Raw genomic sequence first — 22,698 nt, 5'->3', positions numbered from 1 at the left:
TCGCGACGATAGGCACCGGCTATCGGAGCGGCCTATCCTGGCCGGGTGCAGCTCCAGCAACTCCGCTACTTCCTGGCCGTGGCCGAGACCCGCCACTTCACCCGGGCGGCCGAGGCCGCGCACGTGGCACAGCCGTCCCTCTCGCAACAGATCCGTTCGCTGGAAAGGGAGTTGGGCGCCGAGCTGTTCCACCGCACCCGGGGCAACATCGCGCTGACCGACGCCGGGGACGCCCTGCTGCCGCTGGCCCGGCGCATCCTCGCGGACACCGAGAGCGCCCGGCTGGCCGTCCAGGAGACGGTGCAGCTGCGGCGCGGCAGGGTCCGGCTCGGCGCACCGCCGAGCCTGTGCACCAGCCTGGTGCCGGACGTCCTGCGGGTCTTCCGGGACCGCTACCCGGGCGTGGCACTGGTGGTCCGCGAGGGCGGCTCGCGCGACCTGGTCCGCTCACTGGCGGCGGGCGAGCTGGACCTCGCGCTGATCATCACCCCGCCCACCGGGGAACAGGCGCCCGCCCTGGCCGTCACCGAGCTGCTGCACGAGGAGCTGGTACTGGTCTCCGCCGAGCGGCGCGCCCGGCGCAAGGCACGGGTGGCCGAGCTGCGGGACCGGCCGCTGGTGATGTTCCGGGAGGGCTACGACGTACGGGAGGCGACCCTGGCGGCCTGCCGGGCGGCCGGGTTCGAGCCGGAGTTCGCGGTCGAGGGCGGGGAGATGGACGCGGTGCTGGGCTTCGTCCGGGCCGGGATCGGGCCCGCCGTCGTTCCCGGCATGGTGGCGGCCCGTTCGGGCCTCGCGGTCACCCCGTTCGCCGGGCCGGGCCTGGGCCGCACCATCGCCGTCGCGCACGGCCACGAGGTGCCGCCCACCCGCGCCGCCGAGGCGCTGCGCTCCACCCTGCTGGCACACCTCCACGACGCCGCCCGGGCGGGCGAACTCCCGCCGGGCACCCGGCTGTTGCTGTCGTGAGGGCGGCGTGTCAGGAGGTGGTCGGCCCGTCAGGCGGGCGTGTCGGGCGGGCGCGTCAGTCGGGGGTCGGCGCGTCGCCGGAGCGCAGGGTGAGCAGGGTGATCTCGCTCGGTGCGAAGACCCGGAAGGGCGGCCCCCAGAAGCCGGTGCCCCGGCTGGTGTAGAGCTGGGTGCGCTCCCCGTGTCGGCTGAGGCCGTGCACCACGGGCTGGTCGAGCCGGACGAGGAAGTTGAACGGCCAGATCTGGCCGCCGTGGGTGTGGCCGGAGACCTGCAGGTCGATGCCGGCGGCAGCGGCCTGCGGGACGTACTTGGGCTGGTGGGCGACGAGCAGGACCGGACGGTCGGGGTCCGCTCCCGCCAGCGCGTCGAGCAGGTCGGCGCGGTGTCCGGCCAGGCCGGAGGACTCCGCCGTCACGTCGTCCACGCCGGCGAGGACGAGGGCGTCCCCACCGCGCTCCACCACGACGTGGCGGTTGTGCAGCGGCTCCCAGCCCAGGTCCGCCATGCGGTCCAGCCAGCCCTGGGCCTCGCTGCCGTACTCGTGGTTCCCGGTGACGTAGACCCTGGCCAGCCGGGCCCGGATCGTGCCGAGCGGCGCGGACTGCTCCCGGCGCTGGGCGGGCGTGCCGTCGGCGATGTCGCCGGCGTGGACCACGACGTCCGCGTCGAGGGCGTTGACGGCCTCGGTGACCCGCGCCGACCAGCCCGCCCGGTCGATCGGCCCGTAGTGGGTGTCGGCCAGCACCACGACACGCGTCCCGTCCAGGGCCCTGCCGAGTCGGGGGAGACGGACGTCCAGCCGCTTCACCCGGGGCACGCGCATCGCCTCGTGGTGTCCCCAGCCCAGGAGCCCGGCGCAGACCACGGCGACGGTCACGGCCACGGCCCTGGCCCGGCCGACGCCGCCGACGTCGAGTCCGGCCAGCACGAGGTCCACCGAGCCGCCCAGCACCGACCAGGTGAACAGCACCCAGATCATCCCGAGGCTGGTGTCCGCGATGCGCGCGGCCCGGTCGGAGCGCCGCCGGCCGTGGCCCGCGACCATCAGGAAGGGGAAGGAGAGCAGCCAGGCGGCGAACACGGCCGTGCCGGCCAGGAAGACCGGCAACGGCCAGTCGGCGCCGGAGGCGAACAGCGTCCACCACGGCGGGAGGCACAGGACCACGAGGACGAGGACCAGGACGGCCAGCCGCCGCAGCAGCGACCTCCGCGGCCGCGCGCTCCCGCTCCGGTCCGCCGCACCCGCGGCGGGCGCGGCCGGGGCCTCGGGCCGGGTGGCGGTCGCGAGGGTGTCCGGTCCTCCGCGGTGCGACCGGAGGCCCGGCTCCGACCCGATGGATTCGCTGTCCGTCACTGCGCTTCCCCTCTCACGTCCTGTCCCCGTCCTCCATCATCCGGCACGCCGTGGGCGGGGTGACCGTCCGGGTCCGCGGGCCCGCGCGGCCGGGTCGGCCGACGGGGGACGGGCCGGTCCCCGTCGACGGACGGGCCGGCTTCCTGTGCAGGGGGCGGCGACGGCCCGGGCCGCTCGACGCGCCGGGCCGTCGCGCCCGCCGGCCTCAGGCGAGCCGGTCGGGGATCGGCGCCAGGGTGTAGTTGGCCCACACGAAGGCGTCCATCTGGTGCTGGTCGCCGGACAGGTTGTGCACCCGGTCCACCTTGCCGTCGGCGTTGAAGTGCCAGACGAGCGCCCACATGGTGTCGACCTGGCCGACCCCCTGGGTGGAGAAGCCGCGGTGGATGTCGACCACGTACTCGTCGTTGGCCTCCAGGAACAGCGGCTCGGCCTGGAACCCGGCCTTGCCCAACTGGTTGAAGAAGGCCACGACCTCCTCCACGCCGCGCTTGGTGCCGGACAGTGCGTGGTGGCCGGGGATCGTCCACTCGATGTCGTCGGTGAGGACTTCCCGCATGCCGTCGAAGTCGTAGGCGGCGTAGGCGGCGAAGAACGTGCTGATGGCCGCGATCTTCGGGTTGGTGCTGGACACGATGGCGCTTCCTTGAGGTAGTGCGGAGTGTTCCATGACGTGATCGAGGCTGCCGGTCCCCGACCGGGCGGACCCGGCGGGCCTCCGGGCCTCCTGACTCCGAGCTTCTTGCCTTCGGGCTTCGTGCCTTCGGGCTGAGGTCCCTAGGCGGCCGTGCCGGGGGCCGTGAGCCGGCCGGTCGGCACGTGCTGCGGGCCGGCGGCGCCGAGGACGGGGTCGATGCGGAGAACCGCGGTCGCGGGCGCGTGATGGAACAACCGGAAGAACCGGAATGAGTGGCACAGCCCGTCGAACATGGCAATCCCCCCGTAGAAGGCCAGGTCGGCAATGCATACGCCCACTAAAGCAACAAGCGGTTGCGTTATGCTCGGGAAGTCTTGCAGACCGGCAGAATCAAGCGCAACCGACTACCGCGACGGGGAAGTTGAGGCGATGGGGGCGGACACGGCCGGGTGGGGCGACGTCAGGCCCGGAGGCCGTACGGCCCGGACCCGGGCCGCGGTGTTCGCGGCCGCGCTGCAGGAGCTGGCCGAGCAGGGCTTCGACCGGTTCAGCGCCGAGGCCGTGGCCGACCGCGCCGGGGTGCACAAGACGACCGTCTACCGGCGCTGGGGGACCAAGGGCAACCTGGTGGCGGCCGCCCTGGAGGACGTCCTGGACCCGACGTTCCGGCTGCTGCCCGACACCGCCGACCTCGACGGGTCGATGCGCGCCGTCGCCCGGGACTTCGTCGCGGCGATGGCCGGCCGGGCCGGGATCGCGACGGTACGCGCGCTGGTCTCCGGCGGCCACGCCTCGGCGGAGATCAGGGCGCTCGTCGACCGCTTCTTCGCCGCCCGGATCGCCCGGATCGACCCCGTCGTGCAGGCCGCCGTCGGCCGTGGCGACCTCCCGCCGGGCACCGACACCGCCCTGCTCGCCAAGCACGTCGCCGGCCCGCTGTACTACCGCGCCCTGGTCATGGCCGACACCCTCACCGAGGCCGACGCGGACCTGGCCGCCGCCAGCGCCCTGGCCGGGGCGCGCCTCGGCCTGTTCGCCCCGCGGCCCGAACCGGCCTGACGGCGCCCGAACCGGCCTGACGGGGCCCGTAACGGCCCGGCGCCCGACGGGGATCGGAAGTCCCGCGCTGCTCAGCCCTTCTTCCGCAGCACCAGGTACTGGTCCGGCTTGAGCAGGTCCGTGCTGTAGTGGAGCGTGCCGTCCGACTGCATCGTGATCAGCCGGTAGATCGACCGGTCGGACATGCAGTCCGAACCGGGCGAGGAGCCGGTCGCCCGGGAGGCGTAGGAGACCCGGCTCTCGTCGGCATCGGTGAGCGTCCAGGCGCCTTCGCACCAGGTGCCGGTCTTCGGCGTCTCGGCGCGGATCCTGCTCTTCTCCTCACTCGGCGCCGACTGGACGATGGTGAGGGTGACGGAGGTGACGTCCCCGTTGGCGGCCTTGCGCTCGCCGACCCACGTCCCGAGGTACTTCGCGGGGATGATGCCCGGCCCCGGGTCGGTGGGGCTCGCGCCGGGCGAGGGGCTGTCCTCGGCCGGGTCGGTGCGGTCGCCGGTCGGCTGCTCGGGGCTCTTCGAGGCCGGGGCGGAAGGCGCCGTCGTGCCCCCGGCCTGGGCGGTCCGCCCGGCGTTCTTCGCGGCGTCCGGCCGGCCGTTCTCCAGCCACTGCTCGACCAGCAGGTATCCGCCGCCCAGCAGCAGTACGGCGACCAGCACGGACGTCAGCACGCCGTAGCTCCGCCGGCCGCGTGGCCGCTGCGGGTAGCCCGGCACCGTGGCCGGTGCGGACGGCATCGGGACCGGTGCGGGGACCGGTGCGGGGACCGGTGCCGACGGGTATGCGCCGACCGGCCTGACCGGTCCTGCGGTCGGCGGGCCGTAGCCCGGCGGAGGCGGCGGACCGAACCCGGGCGCAGCGGGCACGCCGCCCCCGCCGGGTGCCGCCTTCGCCGCCTCGGCCGTCCGGGCCGCCGCCACCCCCCGCACCGCCGCTGCCTCACGGGGTGCCCCGGCCTCCTGTTCCCCCTCCAGGTCCAGCAGCCGCACGGCACTGCGCCCGACCGCCGCCGCCAGCGCGGCCGGCAGCCAGTCCCCGTGCCCCAGGCGGGCGGCGGCCGTGCCGTCGAGGTCCAGCCGTTGCCGCAGCTGTCCGGGTGTCGGGCGGACGGACGGGTCCTTGGCCAGGCAGTCACGGACGAGGGAGTGCAGCGGGCCGGTCAGTCCGGAGAGGTCGGGCTCCTCGTGCAGCACCCGGTAGACCAGGACCGGCGCGCCGACCCCGGAGCCGAACGGCATCGTGCCGGTCGCCGCGAACGCGAGCACCGCGCCGAGCGAGAAGACGTCGCCGGCCGGTCCGGCGGGCCGCCCGCTCGCCTGCTCCGGCGACATGAAGCCCGGCGAGCCGAACACCTGGCCGGACTGGGTGAGCACGGTGGTGGCGTCCAGCGCGCGGGCGATGCCGAAGTCGATCAGCCGCGGCCCGTCCAGGGTCAGCAGCACGTTCGACGGTTTGACGTCCCGGTGCACCAGCCCGAGGCCGTGCACATGGGCGAGCGCCTCGGCGAGGCCGACGCCGAGGGTGCGGACGGCCGGCTCGGGCAGTGGTCCGAAGTCCCGTACGGCGGTGGTGAGCGGGGGCCCGGCGACGTAGCCGGTGGCCACCCAGAGCTGCCCGCCGTCGGTGTCCGCGTCGAGGACCGGTGGCGTCCAGGTGCCGCCGACCCGTCGGGCGGCCGCCACCTCCTGACGGAACCGGGCGCGGAACTCGGGGTCCTCGGCCAGGTCGCGACGGACCATCTTGACGGCGACGGTCCGCCCGCCCGCGGTCCGGCCGAGGTAGACCCGGCCCATCCCGCCCGCGCCGAGCTGCCGCAGCAGCCGGTACTCGCCCACCTGCCGCGGATCGTCCGCTGCCAGCGGCTGCATGCCCACGCTCCCCTCGACGCCCGGCGCGGCCGTCCCCACCTCACGCGTCCGGACCAGACGCTATCGGTCCGGGACCACCCGTGGGACGGAATCGCGATCACGAAATGATCGTCAGATGAGCACAGCACACCCATATGTGTCGACCCCGGGGTGTCGGCCCGCATCCGTCGCCCCCGCCGCGGACCGCGGACCGCGCCCCCGTCATCGCGGCCACGGAACGCCGGAGGCCCGGGGCTGCGGTGCCCCGGGCCTCCGGTCCGGCGGGTGATCAGGCCGGCAGAGCGGCCGCTGATCAGGCCGGCAGAACGGCCTCCAGTGCGGCGATCAGCTCCTCCGACTCCGGCTCGACGCGCGGCCGGATCCGGGCGGCGACGGTGCCGTCCGGCGAGATCAGGAACTTCTCGAAGTTCCAGGAGACGTCCCCGGCCTGGCCCTCGGCGTCGGCGACCTGGGTCAGCTGCTGGTACAGCGGGTGCCGGTCGTCGCCGTTGACCTCGATCTTCTCGAACAGCGGGAAGGTCACGCCGTACGTGGTGGAGCAGAAGGTCCCGATCTCCTCGGCGCTGCCCGGCTCCTGCCCGGCGAACTGGTTGCACGGGAAGCCCAGCACGGTGAACCCGCGCCCGGCGTAGCGCTCCTGCAGGCGCTCCAGCCCGGCGTACTGCGGGGTCAGGCCGCACTTGGAGGCGACGTTGACGATCAGCAGCGCCTTGCCCTTGTGGTCGGCCAGCGAGGTGGGCTCGCCGGTGAGGGAGCGCAGCGGGATGTCGTACAGGCTCACGGTGGTGGTCCTTTCGGCAGGTTGGCAGCGGTTTCCGCCCGGGCACACGGTAGCGGCCCCGGACGGGTCAACCGTGTCGGCGCCGCCGGTGTTCCGGACGCGAAGGGGGTGTGCGGAGCGGCTCGCACGCCCCCTTCGCGGCAGGTCAGAGCGCGAGCGGCCGGATCGCCGTCGGCGCGTGCTCGGGCAGGGTGGCGAGCTCCTCGAACTCGTTGACCTTGTCGATGTCGCTACCGCTCATCGCGATGTTGGTGACCCGCTCCAGGATCGCCTCGACCACCACCGGGACCCGGAACTCGGCGGCCAGCTTCTTGGCCTCCTCGAAGGCCGGCAGCAGGCCCTCCGGCTCGGTGACCCGGATCGCCTTGCAGCCCAGGCCCTCGGCGACCTTGACGTGGTCGACGCCGTAGACGCCCAGCTCCGGCGCGTTGATGTTCTCGAACTCCAGCTTGACCTGGAAGTCGATGTCGAAGTTGCGCTGCGCCTGGCGGATCAGGCCCAGGTACGAGTTGTTGACCAGCACGTGGACGTACGGGATCCGGTGCTGCGCGCCGACCGCCAGCTCCTCGATCATGAATTGGAAGTCGTAGTCGCCGGAGAGCGCGACGATCTGGCCCTCGGGGTCGGCGGTGGCGACGCCGAGCGCGGCCGGGATGGTCCAGCCGAGCGGGCCGGCCTGGCCGCAGTTGATCCAGTGCCGGGGCTTGTAGACGTGCAGCATCTGCGCGCCGGCGATCTGGGAGAGGCCGATGGTGGTGACGTAGCGGGTCTCCGGCCCGAAGGCCCGGTTCATCTCCTCGTAGACGCGCTGCGGCTTCAGCGGCACGTCGTCGAAGTGGGTGCGGCGCTGCAGCGTGGCCTTGCGCTCCTGGGTGGAGGCGGCCCACGCGCTGCGGTCCTTGAGCTGCCCGGCGGCCTTGAGCTCGCCGGCCACCTGGACGAAGAGCTCCAGCGCGGCCTTGGCGTCGGAGGCGATGCCGAGGTCCGGGGCGAAGATCCTGCCGATCTGGGTGGGCTCGACGTCGACGTGGACGAACTTCCGGCCGGCGGTGTAGACGTCCAGGCCGCCGGTGTGGCGGTTGGCCCAGCGGTTGCCGATGCCGAGGACGAAGTCGGAGGCGAGGAAGTTCTCGTTGCCGTAGCGGTGCGAGGTCTGCAGGCCGACCATGCCGGCGTTCAGCTCGTGGTCGTCCGGGACGATGCCCCAGCCCATCAGGGTCGGGATCACCGGGACGCCGGTCAGCTCGGCGAACTCCAGCAGCAGCGCGGAGGCGTCGGCGTTGATGACGCCGCCGCCGGCCACGATCAGCGGGCGCTCCGACTCCTGGAGCAGCGCGATGGCCTTCTCGACCTGGACCCGGTTGGCGGCCGGCTTGTGGACCGGGAGCGGCTGGTAGGCCTCGGGGTCGAAGTCGATCTCGGTCAGCTGGACGTCGATCGGCAGGTCGATCAGGACCGGGCCGGGGCGGCCGGAGCGCATCAGGTGGAAGGCCTGCTGGAACACGCCGGGGACCTGCGCGGCCTCCAGCACGGTGGTCGCGGCCTTGGTGACCGGCCTGGCGATCGAGGCGATGTCGACGGCCTGGAAGTCCTCCTTGTGCAGCCGCGCGACGGGCGCCTGGCCGGTGATGCACAGGATCGGGATCGAGTCGGCGATGGCCGAGTACAGGCCGGTGATCATGTCGGTGCCGGCCGGGCCGGAGGTGCCGATGCAGACTCCGATGTTCCCGGCCTTGGCGCGGGTGTAGCCCTCGGCCATGTGGGAGGCGCCCTCGACGTGCCGGGCCAGTGTGTGCCGGATCCCGCCGGAGGCCTTGAGGGCGGCGTAGAACGGGTTGATGGCTGCGCCCGGCACACCGAACGCGACCTCAACGCCTTCGAGCTTGAGGATCTCCACGGCCGCGCGGGCGGCTGTCATACGAGGCATCGGGTCTCTCCTGCGTCGGCCCGCAGTGGCTCGGAGGGCTCATCTCCTGAATTCCACCATACGGAAGAACGGTTTCTGTATGTGGAAACAAGGTAGGACGGGGCTCCTCGGGCGTCAAGGGGGACTTCAACAGAATGTGGAAGCCCCGGGGCGCGGGGTCGGTGCGGGCGGATTCGCACGCCAGGGCGGGATCCGCGCTGGTGTGCGCGGGGAAGCGGACGTTCCGCGCCGGGAAGCGCACCCGGTGTGCAGTGACCGTGAAGGGACGGTGCACGAGTCGGCCCGCCCCGCCGCCCTGGGTACCGTCGGTGGCACGCCGGGCCCGTGACGTCCAACTGAGGCCGCGGCAGGGGGGTTCGGGAACGCCGGGGGACGGGGGAGCTCCGTCGGCGGCCCCGTCCAGGACCAGCGCGCCCGGTCCGCCGCACCCGAGTGAGGGACGCACCCCCTGACCGCGCCGACCCCCACTCGCCGCCGTGCCGCCACCCGCCGTCGTCCCGTCACTCTCCGCCGTCCCCGCTCCCGGTCCGGCGCACATCCCCTGCCGACCGGCGACCCGTGCGCGGGCGGGCGGGTGAGTGAGCGGTACGCCGACCCCGTACGGCGACCCTCCTCGTACGGCAACCCCCGTACCGCAACGGCGTGCCCGCAGCGGCGGGCGCGCGGAAGGAACGTCCCCATGCGCTGCTGCACCCCTGCCCGACCCCCGGTGGTGACCGGGTGAACCGCCCGCCGCACGGGAGCGAGGGCCCGCCGGGCCGCCCCCGGAAGAACGCGCCGCCGGGCCCGGCCCGGTCCCCGATCGCCGCGCTGCGCGCCGTGCCCTGGCGCCGGGACCTGCCCGCCTCCCTGGTGGTCTTCCTGGTCGCCCTCCCGCTCTGCGTCGGGGTGGCCCTCGCCTCCGGCGTGCCGGCCGAACTCGGCCTGGTCACCGGCATCGTCGGCGGCCTGGTGGTCGGCGCCCTGCCCGGCAGCAGCCTCCAGGTGAGCGGACCCGCGGCCGGACTGACCGTGCTGGTCGCCGACGCCGTCCGGGAGTTCGGCGCCGGCGCCCTGGGCCTGCTGGTGCTCGCCACCGGCCTGCTCCAGCTCACGATGGGCGCCCTGCGGCTCGGCCGCTGGTTCCGCGCGATGTCCGCCTCGGTGGTGCACGGCATGCTGGCCGGCATCGGGCTGACCCTCGTCTTCGGCCAGCTCTACGCGCTCGCCGACCGCCGCGCCCCGGCCACCGGGCCGGAGAAGATCGCCGGGCTGCCCGCCCTGCTGAAGGACGTCGTCACCACTGCGGCCGACCCCGGCGCCGTTGCCCTCGGTCTCGGCACGCTGCTGGTGCTGGTCGGCTGGAAGTACCTGCCGGAGCGCGCCGCCCGCGCCCTCCCCGCGCCGCTGGCCGCCGTCGGCCTCGCCGCCGCCGTCACCTCCGCGGCCGACCTGCCCGTCGCCCGGATCCGGGTCGCCGGCCTGCTCGACGTCGTCCGGCTGCCCGATCGCGACGCGCTGGGCGCCCTCGCCGGCACCGCCGGGATCGGCACGGTCGTCGCCTTCACCCTGATCGCCTCCGCCGAGACGCTGTTCAGCGCCGCCGCCGTCGACCGGATGCACCACGGACCGCGCACCGACTACGACCGCGAGCTCACCGCCCAGGGCGTCGGCAACACCGTCTGCGGACTGCTCGGCGCGCTGCCGATGACCGCGGTGATCGTCCGCAGCGCCACCAACGTCCAGGCCGGGGCGAGGACCAAGGCCTCCCGCTTCCTGCACGGGTTCTGGCTGCTGCTGTTCACCGCTCTGCTGCCCGGGGTGCTCGGACTCGTCCCGCTCACCGCACTGGCCGCCGTCCTGGTCCACGCCGGTGCCAAGCTCGTCCCGCTGCGCCGGATCGTCGCGCTCTGCCGCGGCCACCGGGGCGAGGCGCTGGTGCTCGTGGTGACGGCGGTCGCGATCATCACCACCGACCTGTTCGAAGGGGTGCTGATCGGCGTCGGGCTGGCGGTGGTCAAGTCCGCCTGGCAGACCTCGCACCTGCAGATCGCGGTGGAGGAGCTGGTGCCGCCGAACGGCCCGGCGCTGCACCGGGTCCGGCTGAGCGGCAACGCCACCTTCCTGAGGCTGCCCAGGCTGCTGGACACCCTGGAACGGCTGCCGGACGACCGGCCGGTCGAGCTGGACTGGTCCGGGCTGCGCCACCTGGACCACGCCTGCGCCGTCGCCCTCGCCTCCTGGGCCGCCCAGCACCGGGCCCGCTCCACCGCGCCGCTGGCCGTCGAACCGCCGCTGCCTTCGGTGGTCTGACGGGGCGTCCGTCTAGCCTGGTGCCCGACCCGGGTCGGGGTGACCCGGGTCAGGTCGAGCCGATTCGGGTCGAGCCGGGCCGGCCCGGCTCGACCACCGGTGCCCCGTGGACGCGAGGAGCGTGGAACTGTGGTCGCAGCCTTTTCGGTGACCCCGCTGGGGATCGGCGAGGACGTGGGGGAGGCGGTGGCCGCCGCCGTCCGGGTGGTCCGGGCGAGCGGGCTGCCCAACCGCACGGACGCGATGTTCACCAGCATCGAGGGGGAGTGGGACGAGGTGATGCCGGTGATCAAGGAGGCGATCGAGGCGGTGAAGGCCCACAGCAACCGGGTGAGCACGGTCATCAAGATCGACGACCGGGCCGGGGTCACCGACGGCCTCACCGCCAAGGTCGCCTCGGTCGAGCGGCACCTCGCGGAGGGCTGAGCGCAGCCCGCCGAGCGCGGCCGCCGAGCGCGGTTCGCCCGGGTCGGCCCGCCGGGTTCGGGCGTGCCGCGCTCGGCGCGCCGGGGTCAGCCCGAGGTCGGCTGGGCGGCCGGTTCGGCCGGGCCGGCCACGGGCGGGCGGGTGAGCAGCCGGTCCAGGGCGTACGGGCCGGAGCCGAGCACCGCGATGGCCAGGAACGCCCAGCAGAACATGACCGAGGCCTCGCCGCCGTTCTGCAGCGGCAGCAGCGCGTGCTCCTGGTGGACGGTGAAGTAGGCGTAGGCCATCGAGCCGGAGCAGAGCAGGGCGGCCGTCCGGGTGCCGGCACCGAGCAGCACCAGGACGCCGCCGACCAGCTGGATCAGCGCGGCCCACCAGCCGGGCCACTGGCCGAGCGGGACGGTGCCGCCGGCCTTGGCGCCGCCGAGGACGCCGAAGAGCGAGGCGGCGCCGTGGCAGGCGAAGAGCAGGCCGACGACGATCCGATAGGCCGTCAGCACCAGCGGCCGGGCCGTCTCGACGGCTTCGCGGGGGGTGGTGGGGACGTGAGCGGACATGCGGAACGCCTCCTGTGGGGGAAGGAGGGATGGGGCGGTAAGGGTAGCCTTGGTCTAGTCCACTTGGCAATGCTCCGTCAGGTATCGACTGCGGTCGGCGCTCACCGTTTCTTGACTGATCGTTCTGGAAACGGCTAGCGTGTGGGACATGGCGCGAACGAAGGAATTCGACCCGGACGCGGCGCTGCAGGCGGCCCTGGAGCTGTTCTGGCGGCGCGGCTACGAGGCCACCTCGATGGCCGACCTGGTCGAGGGTCTCGGCATCGGCCGGGCCAGCATCTACGCGACCTTCGGGAGCAAGCACGAGCTGTACCTGCGGGCGCTGGAGCGGTACGCCGAGCAGACCGATCCGGTCCTGCTGGCGGAACTGTCCCAGCCCGGCCCGGTGCTGCCGGCCGTGCGGGCGATGGTCCGCCGGTACGCGGCGGAGTCGGCCGGGGACGGGCGGGAGCGCGGCTGCTTCGTCACGAACACCGCCGTCGAGCTCGCCCCGCACGACCCCTCGGCGGCCCGTCGGGTGGGCGCCAGTCTCGGCCATCTGGAGACGGTCCTCACCGCCGCCCTGGTGCGGGCCGACGCTCAGGGCGAACTGCCCGCCGGGCGTGAGCCCCGGGCGCTCGCCCGGCTGCTGATGGTGCTGATGCAGGGCATGCGGGTGATGGGCAAGACCGCCGACGGCGCGGCCCGGGTGGGGGATGCCGCCGAGCAGGCCTTGACGCTGCTGGACCGGGACTGACACCGCTTGACGGGGACTGGCGCTGCTTGACGGGGGCTGACGGTGCCCGACCGGGATCGATGCTGCCCGGGCCGGGACTGACGAGAGGTTCGAAGGCCCGGTCGGACGGACTCTGCTGCCCCGATTCTGAACCGAACGATCGTTATAGGAGGGGGCTCATGGGTGTCACAGGGGGGCGCATGCGCGGCGGTCCGGCAGGCCGGTCCGGCTTCGCGCTGCTCGGCGTCGTGCAGGCGGTGCTGATCTTCACGATCATGGTCCTCACCGTGCCGCTGCCGCTGGTGGCCCGCGAGTTCGGGCTCGGGCCGTCCGGGGTGCTGCTGCTCAGCGCCGCGTACGGGCTGACCTTCAGCTCGCTGCTGCTGCTCGGCGGCCGGCTCACCGACCGCCACGGCGGCCGCCGGATGCTCCGCTGTGGCCTGCTATTGCTCGCCGTCTCCTCCATCGCCTGTGCCCTCGCACCCGACTACCCCGTCCTGCTGGCGAGCCGCCTCGTCCAGGGCGCCGGCGCGGCCCTCACGGCGCCCGCGGCGGTGGCGGTGGTCCGTGCGCTGCACCCCGAACCCGCCGCCTACCGGCGGGCGATGGCCACCTGGGGCGGCCTGTCGGTGCTCGGCGCGACGGTCGGCAGCGTGGTGTCGGGCGCGGTCGCGGCCGCGGTCTCCTGGCGCTGGCTGTTCGCCGTGCCCGTGCTGGCCGCAGTCGCCGGACTCGTCCGCTGCGGCACACTGCCCGCCGCCGCCCCCGCCGGGCGCCGCCCGGCCCTGGACCTGCGCGGCGCGCTCCTGGCCGCCACCGCCGTCTGCGCGGTGAGCTACGCCCTGGTGGCGTCCACCGACCACGGCTGGACCAGCCCCGAGGTGTACGGGCCGCTGCCCGCCGGGCTCGCCCTGCTGCTCGCCTTCGCCGCCGCCGAACGCCGCACCGCCGACCCCCTGTTGCCGCCCGGCTTCCTGGCCGACCGGCGCCGCGGCACCGCCCTCGCCGCCGTCATGGCGACCGCCGCCGGCACCGCGCTGACCTTCGTCCTGCTCTCGCTCTACCTCCAGCAGCTGCGCGGCTGGAGCGCCGCCGCCACCTCCGCCGCCTTCCTGCCGTACGCGGCCGTCCTGCTGCTGTCCGGGCGCCTGGCGGCCCTGCTGGTCCTGCGGAACGGGCCGGTGCCGGTCACCGCCGGCGGGCTTGCCGTGGCGGGCGCCGGACTCGGCCTGCTCGCCGGGCTCACCCCGGGCAGCGGGTACGCCGCCGGGCTGCTGCCCGGACTGCTCCTGCTGCCCGCCGGAGCCGCCGCCGCCTTCGCCGGAGCGGCCGTCCTCGCCACCGGCGGGGTCGGGCCCGAGCGCACCGGCCTGGCCGCCGGCGTGTTCAACACGGCCATGGAACTCGGCCCGACCGCCGGACCGGCGGCCCTGATGTCGCTCGCCGCCACCCGCCCGAGCGTGGTCGGAGGCTACGCCGCGGCCTTCGCCGCGGGCGCCCTCGGCCTGGCGCTCACCGCCGTCGCGGTCGCCACCCTGCCCCGGTCCGCCACCGCGGCGGAACCCCTGACCACCACAGCACCAGAACCCACCAACCAGATCGAGGAGTTCACCTCATGACCACGCGTTTCGCCGACAAGTCCGTCCTGGTCACCGGCGGCGGCAGCGGCATCGGGCGGGCCATCGCGCTCGCCTTCGCCCGGGAGGGCGCCCGGGTCGCCGTCGCGGGCCGGACGGCCGCCCCGCTCACCGAGACCGTCGAGCTGATCGAGCAGGCCGGCGGCAAGGCGGTCGCGCTGACCGGCGACGTCACGAACGGCGAGGACGCCGCCCGCCTGGTCCGCGAGACCGTCGAGCAGTTCGGCGGGCTGGACGTCGCCGTCAACAACGCCGGGGTGATCGGCGCGCTCGGCCCGGTCGCCGACATCGACGAGGCCGAGTGGCAGCGGCTGATCGGCATCAACGTCACCGGCACGCTGCTCGCCATGAAGCACCAGATCGGCCACCTGCGGGCGCACGGCGGCGGCGCGATCGTCAACGTGTCGTCCAACCTGGGCGCCCACCGGCGGGTCGCGGGGGTCGGGGCCTACGCCGCCAGCAAGGCCGCCGTCACCGCGCTGACCCGCGCCGCCGCGCTCGACCACATCGCCGACGGCGTGCGGATCAACACGGTGAGCCCCGGCGCGGTGGACACCCCCATGTCGGGCCGGCCCGGCGAGAGCGCCGCCGACAAGGCCGAGCGGATGCGGAACGACATCCCGGTCGGCCGGGCCGGCGCCGTGGAGGAGGTGGCCGCCGCGGTGCTGTACCTGGCCTCGGAGGAGGCGGGCTACACCGTCGGCAGCGACCTCGTCCTGGACGGCGGCTCCAGCGCCTGAGCCGTGCGGGCGGCGGCCCCGGCCCGGCCGCACAGCGCCCGGCCGCGGCCCCTGAGCCGCGGTCGGGCGGGGCTCACTCGCCCAGCCAGTCCCCGGGCACGGCCTCGTACAGCGCCTCCAGGGCCTCCGGGGTGCGTGCCCGGGCCGTCATCCAGGCGTCCTCGACCACCGAGACCAGGACGTCCGGCCCCAGGTACCAGCGGCAGCCCCGGCCGAGCGCCGGCAACTCCAGGAAACCGTCCGGAAGTTCGTCCGGCGAATCGACGAAGTCGGTCAGCTCGTCGTCCTCCAGCAGCTTCTCCGTCATCGCCATCACCGCGGCCGCCGTCGACAGGCGCTCCTCCCAGGGCTCCCAGCGCTCCCGCGACTTGTCCGCGAGGTCCGGCCGCATCACCGTCGGCGGGTCCTCGCGCTCCACGTCGTCGAGCAGCACGCCCCAGTGCGCGCAGCCCTGGTTCTCCGCCCGGTAGACCAGCGCGCCGTCCAGCACGTACAGCTCGTCCGGCGTCAGCAGCACGTCGTGGTTGCTCGTGAGGTCCGCCCGCCGCCCGAACAACCGGTACGCCTCGCGCAGCGCCGCCGGCAGCCGCAGGCCCAGCCGCCGTTCGGCCGCGTCCAGTTCGGCCTCCGCGAAGCCGTCGTCCGGCCCCAGCGGCTCGCCCCAGTACGCGGCGAAGCCCCTGACGAGTGCCCAGGCGCCCGAGCGGCTGCGCACGCTTCCGGCCATTGCGGTGCGTATGTCGAATTCCGTTTCGTCCACCCGCGCACCGTACGGCACCCCTGCGACAACGCCGCGGAAACGCTCCGCGGCCCGTCCGGGCACGACCGGCCGAATCTGACGCGAACGCGTAATCCCGGGGACACCGGTTGATCACTACGGGGTTCCCGCCGCGTCGCGTGGGCAGGACACGGTTTCGGCCGGAACCGACTTCACGAAAGGCGGACGCGCACCGCATGCCGACCGCACTGCACACCGCGCCCCGGGCGGGCCGCCGGAGCCGCTGGGGCGAACACGGGCTCGCCTGGGCCTTCCTACTGCCCTCCCTGGCGGTCTTCGTCCTCTTCATCGGCTACCCGCTGGGGCGGACGATCTACCTGAGCGGACACGCCAACGACCTCTTCGGCGCGCCCTCCCGCTACGTCGGGACGAAGCACTACACCGACCTGCTGACCTCGGCGGACTTCCGCCGCACCCTCGTCACCACCGGGCTGTTCACGCTGCTCACCGTGGTGCCCGGGGTGCTCGGCGCGCTCGCGCTGGTGCTGCTGCTGGAGAACCGGATCCGCGGCGTACGGCTGCTGCGCTCCGCCTTCGCGCTGCCCTTCGCCTTCTCGGTCGCCAGCGCGTCCGTGGTCTTCGCGGTGTTCTTCAACCCCGCCAGCGGGGTGCTGAACGGCCTGCTCTCGCACGTCGGCCTCGGCCCGGTCGGCTGGCTGACCGACACCCGGTACGCGCTGGTCTCGGTGGCCGTCACCACGGTGTGGATGAACCTCGGCTACAACGTGCTGGTGCTCTCCGCCGGCATCGGCTCGATCCCGCAGGAGGTCGTGGAGGCGGCCCGCATCGACGGCGCGTCGGGCCTGCGACTGGCGCGCTCGATCACCGTTCCGCTGCTCGGCCCCAACCTGTTCTTCCTGACCGTGGTCTCCACCGTCCACGCGCTGCAGAGTTTCGGCCAGATCCACATCCTCACCAAGGGCGGGCCGGACGGCTCCACCCGGACCCTCGTCTACTCCGTCTACGAGAAGGCCTTCGCCTACGGCTCCAGCGACTTCGGCACCGCGAGCGCCCAGGCCGTGGTGCTGCTCGTGGTCGTCCTCGCCTGCACGGCCGTCCAGTTCGGCGTCCTGGAGCGGAAGGTGCACTACGCATGACCACCATCGCCACCACCGAGGACGTCGAGCGGCCCCGACCGCGCACCCGCGCCCTCGCCGGCCGCTCCCCGCGCGACCTGCTCGGCCGCGCCGCCGTCCACCTGCTGCTCGCCGTCGCCGTCGTCACCGTGGCCTTCCCGGTGTACTACGCGATCGCCGGCGCGTTCATGGGGCCGTCCGAACTCTCCACCTACCCGCCCGCGTTGGTGCCGCACTCGGTCACCGGGCGGAACTTCTCCGGCGCCGTGGACGCGATCCCGCTGGCCCGCCAGTACGCCAACTCGGCGGTCGTGGCCACCGTCATCACCCTCGCCCAGCTGTTCACCTCGATCCTGGCCGCCTACGCCTTCGTCTTCCTGCCGCTGAGGGCGCGGGCCGCGGTGTTCGGGGTGTTCCTGGCGACGCTGATGGTCCCGTGGGAGGCCATCATCATCCCCAACTACCTCACGCTGTCCGGCTGGGGGCTCGGCAACACCTACTTCGGCCTGGTGCTGCCCTTCCTGGCCTCCGGCTTCGGCACCTTCATGCTGCGCCAGGCCTTCCGCCAGCTGCCCGGCGAACTGCGCGACGCCGCCCGGATCGACGGGGCCGGCCACTGGCGCTTCCTGTGGCGGATCGTCGTCCCGCTCAACAAGCCCGCGCTCGCGGCGCTGTCGATCTACGTCTTCCTGTCCGCCTGGAACCAGTACTTCTGGCCGCTGATCATCACCCGCACGGCGGACATGCAGACCCTGCAGATCGGTCTCACCTCGCTGCGCGACTCCGAGATGGCCGACCCCGGGCTGATCCTGGCCGGCGTCGTGCTCTCGCTGCTGCCCACCCTCGCCCTGGTGGTCTTCGGCCAGCGCTTCATCGTCCGCGGCCTCACCGCGGGCGCGGTGCGCTGACCGCCCGTACCGTCCACGCCCGTTCCCCCGATCAGAGAGAGAACCCCCGTGAAGAAGAGTGCACGCGCGCTCGCGGCCCTGCTGGTGGCCGGCCTGTCCCTGACCGCCTGCAGCTCCTCCGGCTCCGGCTCCGGCACCGGCGGCTCCAACGACGCCGCGGCGCCCGGCGCCCAGGCGCTCGACCAGGCGTCCGGCGTCACCGGCGTCGAGTTCTGGCACTCGATGACCGGCAAGAACGCCGAGGTGCTCACCGGCCTGGTCGACCAGTTCAACGCCGCGCACCAGGGCAAGATCGAGGTCAAGGCGCAGTTCCAGGGCAAGTACGACGAACTGGTCACCAAGTACAAGGCCGCGGTGCAGCAGAAGGGCACGCCCGCCCTGGTGCAGGTCTACGACATCGGCACCCGGTTCATGATCGACTCCAAGCAGACCGTCCCCGCCCAGGCCTTCGCCGACAAGGACGGCTACGCGCTGGACGACCTGGACGCCAACATCCGCAACTACTACTCCGTCGGCGGCAAGCTGCAGTCGATGCCGTTCAACTCCTCGATGCCGCTGCTCTACCTGAACACCGACGCCTTCAAGGAGGCCGGCCTCGACCCGGCGCAGGCGCCCAAGGACCTCGACGAGCTGGGCGAGCTGGCGAAGAAGCTGACCAAGAAGGACGCCGACGGCAAGACCGTCCGGTACGGCTTCGGCGCGGCCATCTACGGCTGGTTCGTCGAGCAGCTGCTGGCCGAGTCCGGCGCCATGTACTGCGACAACGACAACGGCCGCAGCAACAAGGCCGGCAAGGTCGTGTTCGACTCCGCGCAGGGCGCCCGGATCGTCCAGTGGTGGGCCGACCTGGTCAAGGGCGGCTACGCGGCCAACACCGGCCGCACCACCGACGACGCCCAGGCCGCCTTCAAGGCCGGCACGGTCGCGATGCACCTGGAGTCCACCGGCGTGCTGCGCGGCTACACCGAGGCGGCGAAGTTCGGTGTCGGCACCGCGGCCTTCCCGAAGGTCACCGCCGCCGACCAGGGCGGCCCGGTGATCGGCGGCGCCTCGCTGTGGATCAGCGGCCCCGGCCACTCGGACGCCGAGAAGCGCGCCGCCTGGGAGTTCGAGAAGTTCGTGACGGCCCCCGAGCAGCAGGCCGTCTGGCACACCGGCACCGGCTACTTCCCGGTCAACAAGAAGTCCCTGGACGACCCCAAGGACAAGGAGTGGGTGGCCAAGTACCCGCAGTTCCAGACCGCGATCGACCAGCTGAAGAGCACCAAGCCCACCCCGGCCACCGCCGGCTGCCTGCTCGGCGTGATGCCACAGGCCCGCAAGGGCGTGGAGACCGCGATCGAGCAGACCGTCTCGGGCAGCAAGTCGGCCCAGCAGGCGCTGGCCGACGCGGCCAAGGAACTGCAGCCGGCGATCGAGAGCTACAACAGCTCGGTCGGCTGAGCCGACACCGCCGCACCACCACGGTCCGGACGACGGCCCGCCCCGCGCAGCACGCGCCGGGCGGGCCGTCGCCCGTCGGGCCCGTTGCCCGTCAGGCCAAGGAAGCGAAGCAGCGTCCGTCAGGCCGTGAGCGCCTCGCCGTGCCCGCCGTCCGACGGCAGGGCGCAGGCGGAGGCGAGCTCGTCGAGCGAGAGGTCGAGCGCGAAGGCCAGCGCCGCGATGGTGAAGAAGGACGGTGTGGGTGCCCGTCCGGTCTCGATCTTGCGTAGCGTCTCGGCCGAGACGCCGGCCACCGCCGCCACCTCGACCATGCTGCGCTCGCCACGCGCCTCGCGCAGCAGCGCGCCGAAGCGCTCCCCGCGCTCGCGCTCCCACGGGGTCAGCGGAGTCCTCACCATGGCGTCGAGTCTAGGGCCCGTCTTCAAGCCCCCGCCTGCGGGCCGACGCCGGGGCACGCACCTCGCCGCGTTGTCGTCAGTCGCCGATGGCCCCCAGTCTTCGGCCGGGAGGTGCCCCCACCGCATGGACTCCATCCTCCGCCTTGCGATGCACGCACCCCAACGCTGCCCCGCCCGCCCTCCAGGCGGACGACGGGGACTTGAAGACGGGCCCTGGCCCCGTCGCGCCCGGGGCCCGCCGTCCTACTGCTCGGGCCAGGTGGGGAGGCTCGCCGGGCCGCCCGGACGGGTGGGGTTCAGCTCCAGGCAGAGGATGACGATGCTGCTCCTGCGCTCCTCGCTGTACGAGCCGAAGACCTCGTCCGGCTCCGTGTCGCAGGCGTGCTTGGCGTCACCGTCGTGGACGACCTTGGTGACCTTGTAGTCCGCGGTGGGCTTGGCGCAGTCGACGAGCTCCATCTTCGGCTTGCCGCCGCCGCCGAGGTCGTGCACGCAGTTGCCGACCTGCGCGGCCTCCGGCTCGGACTTGCTGGCGTAGTTCGACACGATCAGGCCGCCGGCCATCAGCGCGACCAGGAGGAGCGGTCCTCCCACGCGGCGGCCGAGCTTGCGGGCCCGGGAGGGCTGCTCCGGGGTGGGGGTTCCGGCGCCCCAGGGCTGCTGGGCGGCCGGCTCGGCGGGCTGCGGGGTCTCGTCGACGGGGGTGGTCGGCGGGGTCGTCACGTGGATTCCTCATGGTCAGATCATCAGATTGCGCCGCCGAACACTAGCGGATCGCGGACCACCCCGATCACCACGTCTCCGCAGGCGGGCCGCCTGCGGCTGCCTCCCGTCCCCGCCGCCGACTCCCGGGCGGAACCGCCCAGGTGATGCTCGTGCACCATCGACCGTGATACAAATACCGGTATAAGAATTGGATCCAGGGGAGTGGTCACCATGGTCGAACTCAAGTCGGACGCCGCCCTCGACGCGATGCGCGAGGCCGGGCGGGTGGTGGCCGACGCGCTCGCCGCCGTGCGGGAGGCGGCTGCGCCCGGCGTCAGCCTGGCGGAGCTGGACGAGGCGGCCCGCGGCGTGCTCGACGCCGCCGGGGCGAGCTCCCCGTTCCTCGGCTACCGCCCGTCCTTCGCGCCCGTCCCGTTCCCCGCCGTCATCTGCGCCTCGGTCAACGACGCCGTCGTGCACGGCATCCCGAACGGCTACCGGCTGCGCGACGGCGACCTGGTGAGCATCGACTGCGGTGCCGTACTGGACGGTTGGGCCGGTGACGCCGCCGTGAGCTTCACCGTGGGCGCCGCCCGCCCCGAGGACACCGCACTGATCGAGGCCACCCAGCGCGCCCTGGACGCCGGCATCGCCGCCGCCGTGGTCGGCAACCGGACCGGCGACATCTCCCACGCCATCGGCCGCGTCGTCCGCGCCGGGCGCTACGGCACGCCGGAGGGGTACGGCGGGCACGGCATCGGCCGCCGGATGCACGAGGACCCGCACGTGTCCAACACCGGCCGCCCGGGCCGGGGTTACCCGCTGCGCCCGGGGCTGGTGCTGGCCATCGAACCGATGCTGATCGCCGGCGGCCGGGACGACTACACCACCGACCCGGACGGCTGGACGCTGCGCAGCGGTGACGGCTCCCGCGCCGCCCACATCGAGCACACCGTCGCCGTCACCGAGGACGGCCCGCGCATCCTCACGCTCCGCTGAGCGCCCGCCGGCCCGGCGAGGGCCGGCACCGGGGCCGCACCGGGCCCGCACCCGGCTCGCGCAGGCCCCTAAGCTCGACGTCATGACCAAAGGCGTGATGTTCGATTTCTCCGGCACCCTCTTCCGGGTCGTCTCCACCGCGGAGTGGCTGACGGCCCACACCGCAGCCGCCGGCCCCGGCCTGCCCGCCCGGGAACAGGCCGAACTGGTCGCCAGGCTGGAGGAGTTCGGTGCGCTGCCCGGCGGCGTCCCACCGCGCCGGATTCCGGGCGGGATCCAGGAGGCCTGGGACACCAGGGACCTGACCCCCGAACTGCACCGCACCGCCTACACCGCGCTGACCCGCGCCGCCGAGCCGCCCGCCGGCCTCGACGTCGACGCCCTCTACGAGTCCCACATGGCGCCCGAGAGTTGGCGCCCCTACCCGGACGCCGGGCCCGTCCTGCGCGAGCTGCGCCGCCGGGGCGTCCCGGTGGCCGTGGTGAGCAACATCGGCTGGGACCTGCGCCCGGTCTTCCGGGCCCACGGACTGGACGACCTGGTCGACACCTACGTCCTGTCCTACGAGATCGGCGCGCAGAAGCCCGACCCGGTGATCTTCGAGACCGCCTGCGCCCGGCTCGGGCTGGCCCCCGCCGACGTGCTGATGGTCGGTGACGACCGGGTCTGCGACGGCGGCGCGACCGCGCTCGGCTGCGGCTTCCACGCCGTCGACCACCTGCCCGTCGACCGGCGCCCGGACGCCCTCGCGCCACTGGTGGCGGCACCGCCGGAGTGACGCGACCGGGGTGACGGAGGACACGAGGTGGCGCCCCGCCGCCCGGAGTAGCGTGCGGGGCATGAACGATCAGGACTTCACCACCCGCGTCACCGTCCGCGGGTACGAGACCGACAGCCAGGGCCACCTCAACCAGGCGGTCTACCTCCAGTACGCCGAGCACGCCCGCTGGGAGTACCTGCAGGCGGCCGGGATCCGCCAGGCCGACCTCGTCGCCAAGGGCGTGGGCCCGGTCGTCCTGGAGACCACGGTCAAGTACCTGCGGGAGCTGCGCGCGGGCGACTCGGTGGACGTCAGCTGCTCGTTCACCTGGCGGGACGGCAAGACCTTCCAGGTGGTGCAGCGGCTGGTCCGCGAGGACGGCGTGCTGGCCGCCGAGATCACCGGCGTCGGCGGCATCCTCGACCTGGCCGCGCGCCGGCTGGTCGCCGACCCGCGGGAGCCGCTGCGCGCGCTCGCCTCCGACCCGGCCGTGCTCGGTCTCTGACCCGCGGTCCGATCGGCCCCGCCGGGTCCCGGCCCGGGTCCGATCGGCCGCGACCACACCGTCCGTCCTCCACCGCCGGAGGCCGCACCTCGCTGCGGCCTCCATCCGGATGCCGCCTGCCCCCGGATGCCGCCTGCATCCTGACGGGGCGTCCACCCGGATGC

The 22,698-nt window shown here is 73.8% G+C and carries 22 protein-coding genes; 13 read left to right on the top strand and 9 right to left on the bottom strand.

What is annotated here, in order from left to right; all coding sequences use genetic code 11:
* The first annotated feature begins 45 nt into the window (after window positions 1-45).
* A complete protein-coding gene (locus tag ACIGG8_RS09715; protein WP_350526375.1) occupies window positions 46-969 on the top strand; it encodes a LysR substrate-binding domain-containing protein in 924 nt (307 codons plus the stop codon).
* A 55-nt stretch (window positions 970-1,024) separates the two neighbouring features.
* Here ACIGG8_RS09715 and ACIGG8_RS09710 read toward each other — a convergent pair whose 3' ends face one another.
* Together ACIGG8_RS09710 and ACIGG8_RS09705 are read right to left on the bottom strand one after the other, a co-directional pair.
* Complete coding sequence (locus ACIGG8_RS09710; RefSeq protein WP_396546770.1) at window positions 1,025-2,173, bottom strand: metallophosphoesterase; 1,149 nt, start codon at window positions 2,171-2,173, stop codon at window positions 1,025-1,027.
* 358 nt (window positions 2,174-2,531) lie between these two features.
* Window positions 2,532-2,960: a nuclear transport factor 2 family protein gene (locus tag ACIGG8_RS09705; protein WP_350526374.1), complete on the bottom strand. Its 429-nt coding sequence runs from the start codon at window positions 2,958-2,960 to the stop codon at window positions 2,532-2,534.
* 432 nt (window positions 2,961-3,392) lie between these two features.
* Here ACIGG8_RS09705 and ACIGG8_RS09700 point away from each other — a divergent pair, with 432 nt between their 5' ends.
* The gene (locus ACIGG8_RS09700; protein ID WP_396546740.1) at window positions 3,393-4,022 is read left to right on the top strand and encodes a TetR/AcrR family transcriptional regulator; all 630 of its coding nucleotides are present in this window, start codon (window positions 3,393-3,395) and stop codon (window positions 4,020-4,022) included.
* Between the two features lie 71 nt (window positions 4,023-4,093).
* Here ACIGG8_RS09700 and ACIGG8_RS09695 read toward each other — a convergent pair whose 3' ends face one another.
* From ACIGG8_RS09695 to gcl, 3 genes are all read right to left on the bottom strand, one after another.
* The gene (locus ACIGG8_RS09695) at window positions 4,094-5,887 is read right to left on the bottom strand and encodes a serine/threonine-protein kinase (RefSeq protein WP_396546738.1); all 1,794 of its coding nucleotides are present in this window, start codon (window positions 5,885-5,887) and stop codon (window positions 4,094-4,096) included.
* A gap of 292 nt (window positions 5,888-6,179) precedes the next feature.
* A complete protein-coding gene (locus ACIGG8_RS09690; RefSeq protein WP_396546736.1) occupies window positions 6,180-6,668 on the bottom strand; it encodes a glutathione peroxidase in 489 nt (162 codons plus the stop codon).
* A 145-nt stretch (window positions 6,669-6,813) separates the two neighbouring features.
* Window positions 6,814-8,595 (bottom strand): glyoxylate carboligase, encoded by a 1,782-nt coding sequence (gene gcl, locus ACIGG8_RS09685; protein WP_396546734.1) that lies wholly within the window; start codon window positions 8,593-8,595, stop codon window positions 6,814-6,816.
* Window positions 8,596-9,396: 801 nt separating this feature from the next.
* Between gcl and ACIGG8_RS09680 the strand changes: the two genes are divergently transcribed.
* Window positions 9,397-10,887, top strand: a complete 1,491-nt coding sequence (locus tag ACIGG8_RS09680) for a SulP family inorganic anion transporter (RefSeq protein WP_396546768.1) — start codon at window positions 9,397-9,399, stop codon at window positions 10,885-10,887.
* A gap of 129 nt (window positions 10,888-11,016) precedes the next feature.
* Window positions 11,017-11,313, top strand: coding sequence for an MTH1187 family thiamine-binding protein (locus ACIGG8_RS09675; protein ID WP_396546732.1), 297 nt, complete (start codon window positions 11,017-11,019; stop codon window positions 11,311-11,313).
* Window positions 11,314-11,399: 86 nt separating this feature from the next.
* On the opposite strand, the gene ACIGG8_RS09670 is transcribed toward ACIGG8_RS09675, so the two are convergent.
* Window positions 11,400-11,870, bottom strand: coding sequence for a DoxX family protein (locus tag ACIGG8_RS09670; protein ID WP_396546730.1), 471 nt, complete (start codon window positions 11,868-11,870; stop codon window positions 11,400-11,402).
* Window positions 11,871-12,018: 148 nt separating this feature from the next.
* Between ACIGG8_RS09670 and ACIGG8_RS09665 the strand changes: the two genes are divergently transcribed.
* The 3 genes from ACIGG8_RS09665 (at window position 12,019) to ACIGG8_RS09655 (ending at window position 14,962) form a co-directional block, all read left to right on the top strand.
* Window positions 12,019-12,606: a TetR/AcrR family transcriptional regulator gene (locus tag ACIGG8_RS09665; protein WP_396546728.1), complete on the top strand. Its 588-nt coding sequence runs from the start codon at window positions 12,019-12,021 to the stop codon at window positions 12,604-12,606.
* A gap of 158 nt (window positions 12,607-12,764) precedes the next feature.
* The gene (locus ACIGG8_RS09660) at window positions 12,765-14,204 is read left to right on the top strand and encodes an MFS transporter (protein WP_396546726.1); all 1,440 of its coding nucleotides are present in this window, start codon (window positions 12,765-12,767) and stop codon (window positions 14,202-14,204) included.
* Window positions 14,201-14,962 (top strand): SDR family NAD(P)-dependent oxidoreductase, encoded by a 762-nt coding sequence (locus tag ACIGG8_RS09655; protein ID WP_396546724.1) that lies wholly within the window; start codon window positions 14,201-14,203, stop codon window positions 14,960-14,962. Before ACIGG8_RS09660 ends, ACIGG8_RS09655 begins: the two co-directional genes overlap by 4 nt.
* Window positions 14,963-15,035: 73 nt before the next feature.
* On the opposite strand, the gene ACIGG8_RS09650 is transcribed toward ACIGG8_RS09655, so the two are convergent.
* Window positions 15,036-15,722 carry an SMI1/KNR4 family protein gene (locus ACIGG8_RS09650; RefSeq protein WP_396546722.1) on the bottom strand — a complete coding sequence of 229 codons (687 nt, stop codon included), beginning with the start codon at window positions 15,720-15,722 and terminating at the stop codon, window positions 15,036-15,038.
* Between the two features lie 194 nt (window positions 15,723-15,916).
* Here ACIGG8_RS09650 and ACIGG8_RS09645 point away from each other — a divergent pair, with 194 nt between their 5' ends.
* From ACIGG8_RS09645 to ACIGG8_RS09635, 3 genes are read left to right on the top strand one after another with little or no spacing between them, the layout of a single operon-like run.
* Entirely contained in the window at window positions 15,917-16,837 is a 921-nt protein-coding gene (locus ACIGG8_RS09645; RefSeq protein WP_396546720.1) for a carbohydrate ABC transporter permease, read from the top strand.
* On the top strand, window positions 16,834-17,724 hold the full coding sequence (locus tag ACIGG8_RS09640) for a carbohydrate ABC transporter permease (RefSeq protein WP_396546719.1): 891 nt from the start codon (window positions 16,834-16,836) through the stop codon (window positions 17,722-17,724). Before ACIGG8_RS09645 ends, ACIGG8_RS09640 begins: the two co-directional genes overlap by 4 nt.
* Window positions 17,725-17,772: 48 nt before the next feature.
* Window positions 17,773-19,167 carry an ABC transporter substrate-binding protein gene (locus ACIGG8_RS09635; protein ID WP_350526362.1) on the top strand — a complete coding sequence of 465 codons (1,395 nt, stop codon included), beginning with the start codon at window positions 17,773-17,775 and terminating at the stop codon, window positions 19,165-19,167.
* Window positions 19,168-19,286: 119 nt separating this feature from the next.
* Here ACIGG8_RS09635 and ACIGG8_RS09630 read toward each other — a convergent pair whose 3' ends face one another.
* Together ACIGG8_RS09630 and ACIGG8_RS09625 are read right to left on the bottom strand one after the other, a co-directional pair.
* Window positions 19,287-19,565: a helix-turn-helix domain-containing protein gene (locus tag ACIGG8_RS09630; protein WP_396546717.1), complete on the bottom strand. Its 279-nt coding sequence runs from the start codon at window positions 19,563-19,565 to the stop codon at window positions 19,287-19,289.
* 243 nt (window positions 19,566-19,808) lie between these two features.
* Window positions 19,809-20,288, bottom strand: coding sequence for a hypothetical protein (locus ACIGG8_RS09625; protein WP_396546715.1), 480 nt, complete (start codon window positions 20,286-20,288; stop codon window positions 19,809-19,811).
* 213 nt (window positions 20,289-20,501) lie between these two features.
* On the opposite strand from ACIGG8_RS09625, the gene map reads away from it, so the two are divergent.
* From map to ACIGG8_RS09610, 3 genes are all read left to right on the top strand, one after another.
* Window positions 20,502-21,269, top strand: coding sequence for a type I methionyl aminopeptidase (map, locus tag ACIGG8_RS09620; RefSeq protein WP_396546713.1), 768 nt, complete (start codon window positions 20,502-20,504; stop codon window positions 21,267-21,269).
* An 82-nt stretch (window positions 21,270-21,351) separates the two neighbouring features.
* Entirely contained in the window at window positions 21,352-22,047 is a 696-nt protein-coding gene (locus tag ACIGG8_RS09615; protein WP_396546711.1) for an HAD-IA family hydrolase, read from the top strand.
* 61 nt (window positions 22,048-22,108) lie between these two features.
* Complete coding sequence (locus tag ACIGG8_RS09610) at window positions 22,109-22,534, top strand: acyl-CoA thioesterase (protein WP_396546710.1); 426 nt, start codon at window positions 22,109-22,111, stop codon at window positions 22,532-22,534.
* The last annotated feature ends 164 nt before the right edge of the window (window positions 22,535-22,698 follow it).

The organism is Kitasatospora sp. NPDC085464 (genome assembly GCF_044541955.1).
Taxonomy (GTDB): domain Bacteria; phylum Actinomycetota; class Actinomycetes; order Streptomycetales; family Streptomycetaceae; genus Kitasatospora.
The sequence above is the reverse complement of the archived record's forward strand: the minus strand, read 5'-3'. Positions and strand labels throughout refer to the sequence as shown.

What these genes read in the sequence shown, in the direction of transcription:
- ACIGG8_RS09700 (WP_396546740.1), top strand. Translation starts at nt 3,393, where the DNA reads ATGGGGGCGGACACGGCCGGGTGGGGCGACGTCAGGCCCGGAGGCCGT.
- ACIGG8_RS09695 (WP_396546738.1), bottom strand. Translation starts at nt 5,887, where the DNA reads ATGCAGCCGCTGGCAGCGGACGATCCGCGGCAGGTGGGCGAGTACCGG.
- gcl (WP_396546734.1), bottom strand. Translation starts at nt 8,595, where the DNA reads ATGCCTCGTATGACAGCCGCCCGCGCGGCCGTGGAGATCCTCAAGCTC.
- ACIGG8_RS09670 (WP_396546730.1), bottom strand. Translation starts at nt 11,870, where the DNA reads ATGTCCGCTCACGTCCCCACCACCCCCCGCGAAGCCGTCGAGACGGCC.
- ACIGG8_RS09665 (WP_396546728.1), top strand. Translation starts at nt 12,019, where the DNA reads ATGGCGCGAACGAAGGAATTCGACCCGGACGCGGCGCTGCAGGCGGCC.
- ACIGG8_RS09660 (WP_396546726.1), top strand. Translation starts at nt 12,765, where the DNA reads ATGGGTGTCACAGGGGGGCGCATGCGCGGCGGTCCGGCAGGCCGGTCC.
- ACIGG8_RS09655 (WP_396546724.1), top strand. Translation starts at nt 14,201, where the DNA reads ATGACCACGCGTTTCGCCGACAAGTCCGTCCTGGTCACCGGCGGCGGC.
- ACIGG8_RS09645 (WP_396546720.1), top strand. Translation starts at nt 15,917, where the DNA reads ATGCCGACCGCACTGCACACCGCGCCCCGGGCGGGCCGCCGGAGCCGC.
- ACIGG8_RS09640 (WP_396546719.1), top strand. Translation starts at nt 16,834, where the DNA reads ATGACCACCATCGCCACCACCGAGGACGTCGAGCGGCCCCGACCGCGC.
- ACIGG8_RS09630 (WP_396546717.1), bottom strand. Translation starts at nt 19,565, where the DNA reads ATGGTGAGGACTCCGCTGACCCCGTGGGAGCGCGAGCGCGGGGAGCGC.
- map (WP_396546713.1), top strand. Translation starts at nt 20,502, where the DNA reads ATGGTCGAACTCAAGTCGGACGCCGCCCTCGACGCGATGCGCGAGGCC.
- ACIGG8_RS09615 (WP_396546711.1), top strand. Translation starts at nt 21,352, where the DNA reads ATGACCAAAGGCGTGATGTTCGATTTCTCCGGCACCCTCTTCCGGGTC.
- ACIGG8_RS09610 (WP_396546710.1), top strand. Translation starts at nt 22,109, where the DNA reads ATGAACGATCAGGACTTCACCACCCGCGTCACCGTCCGCGGGTACGAG.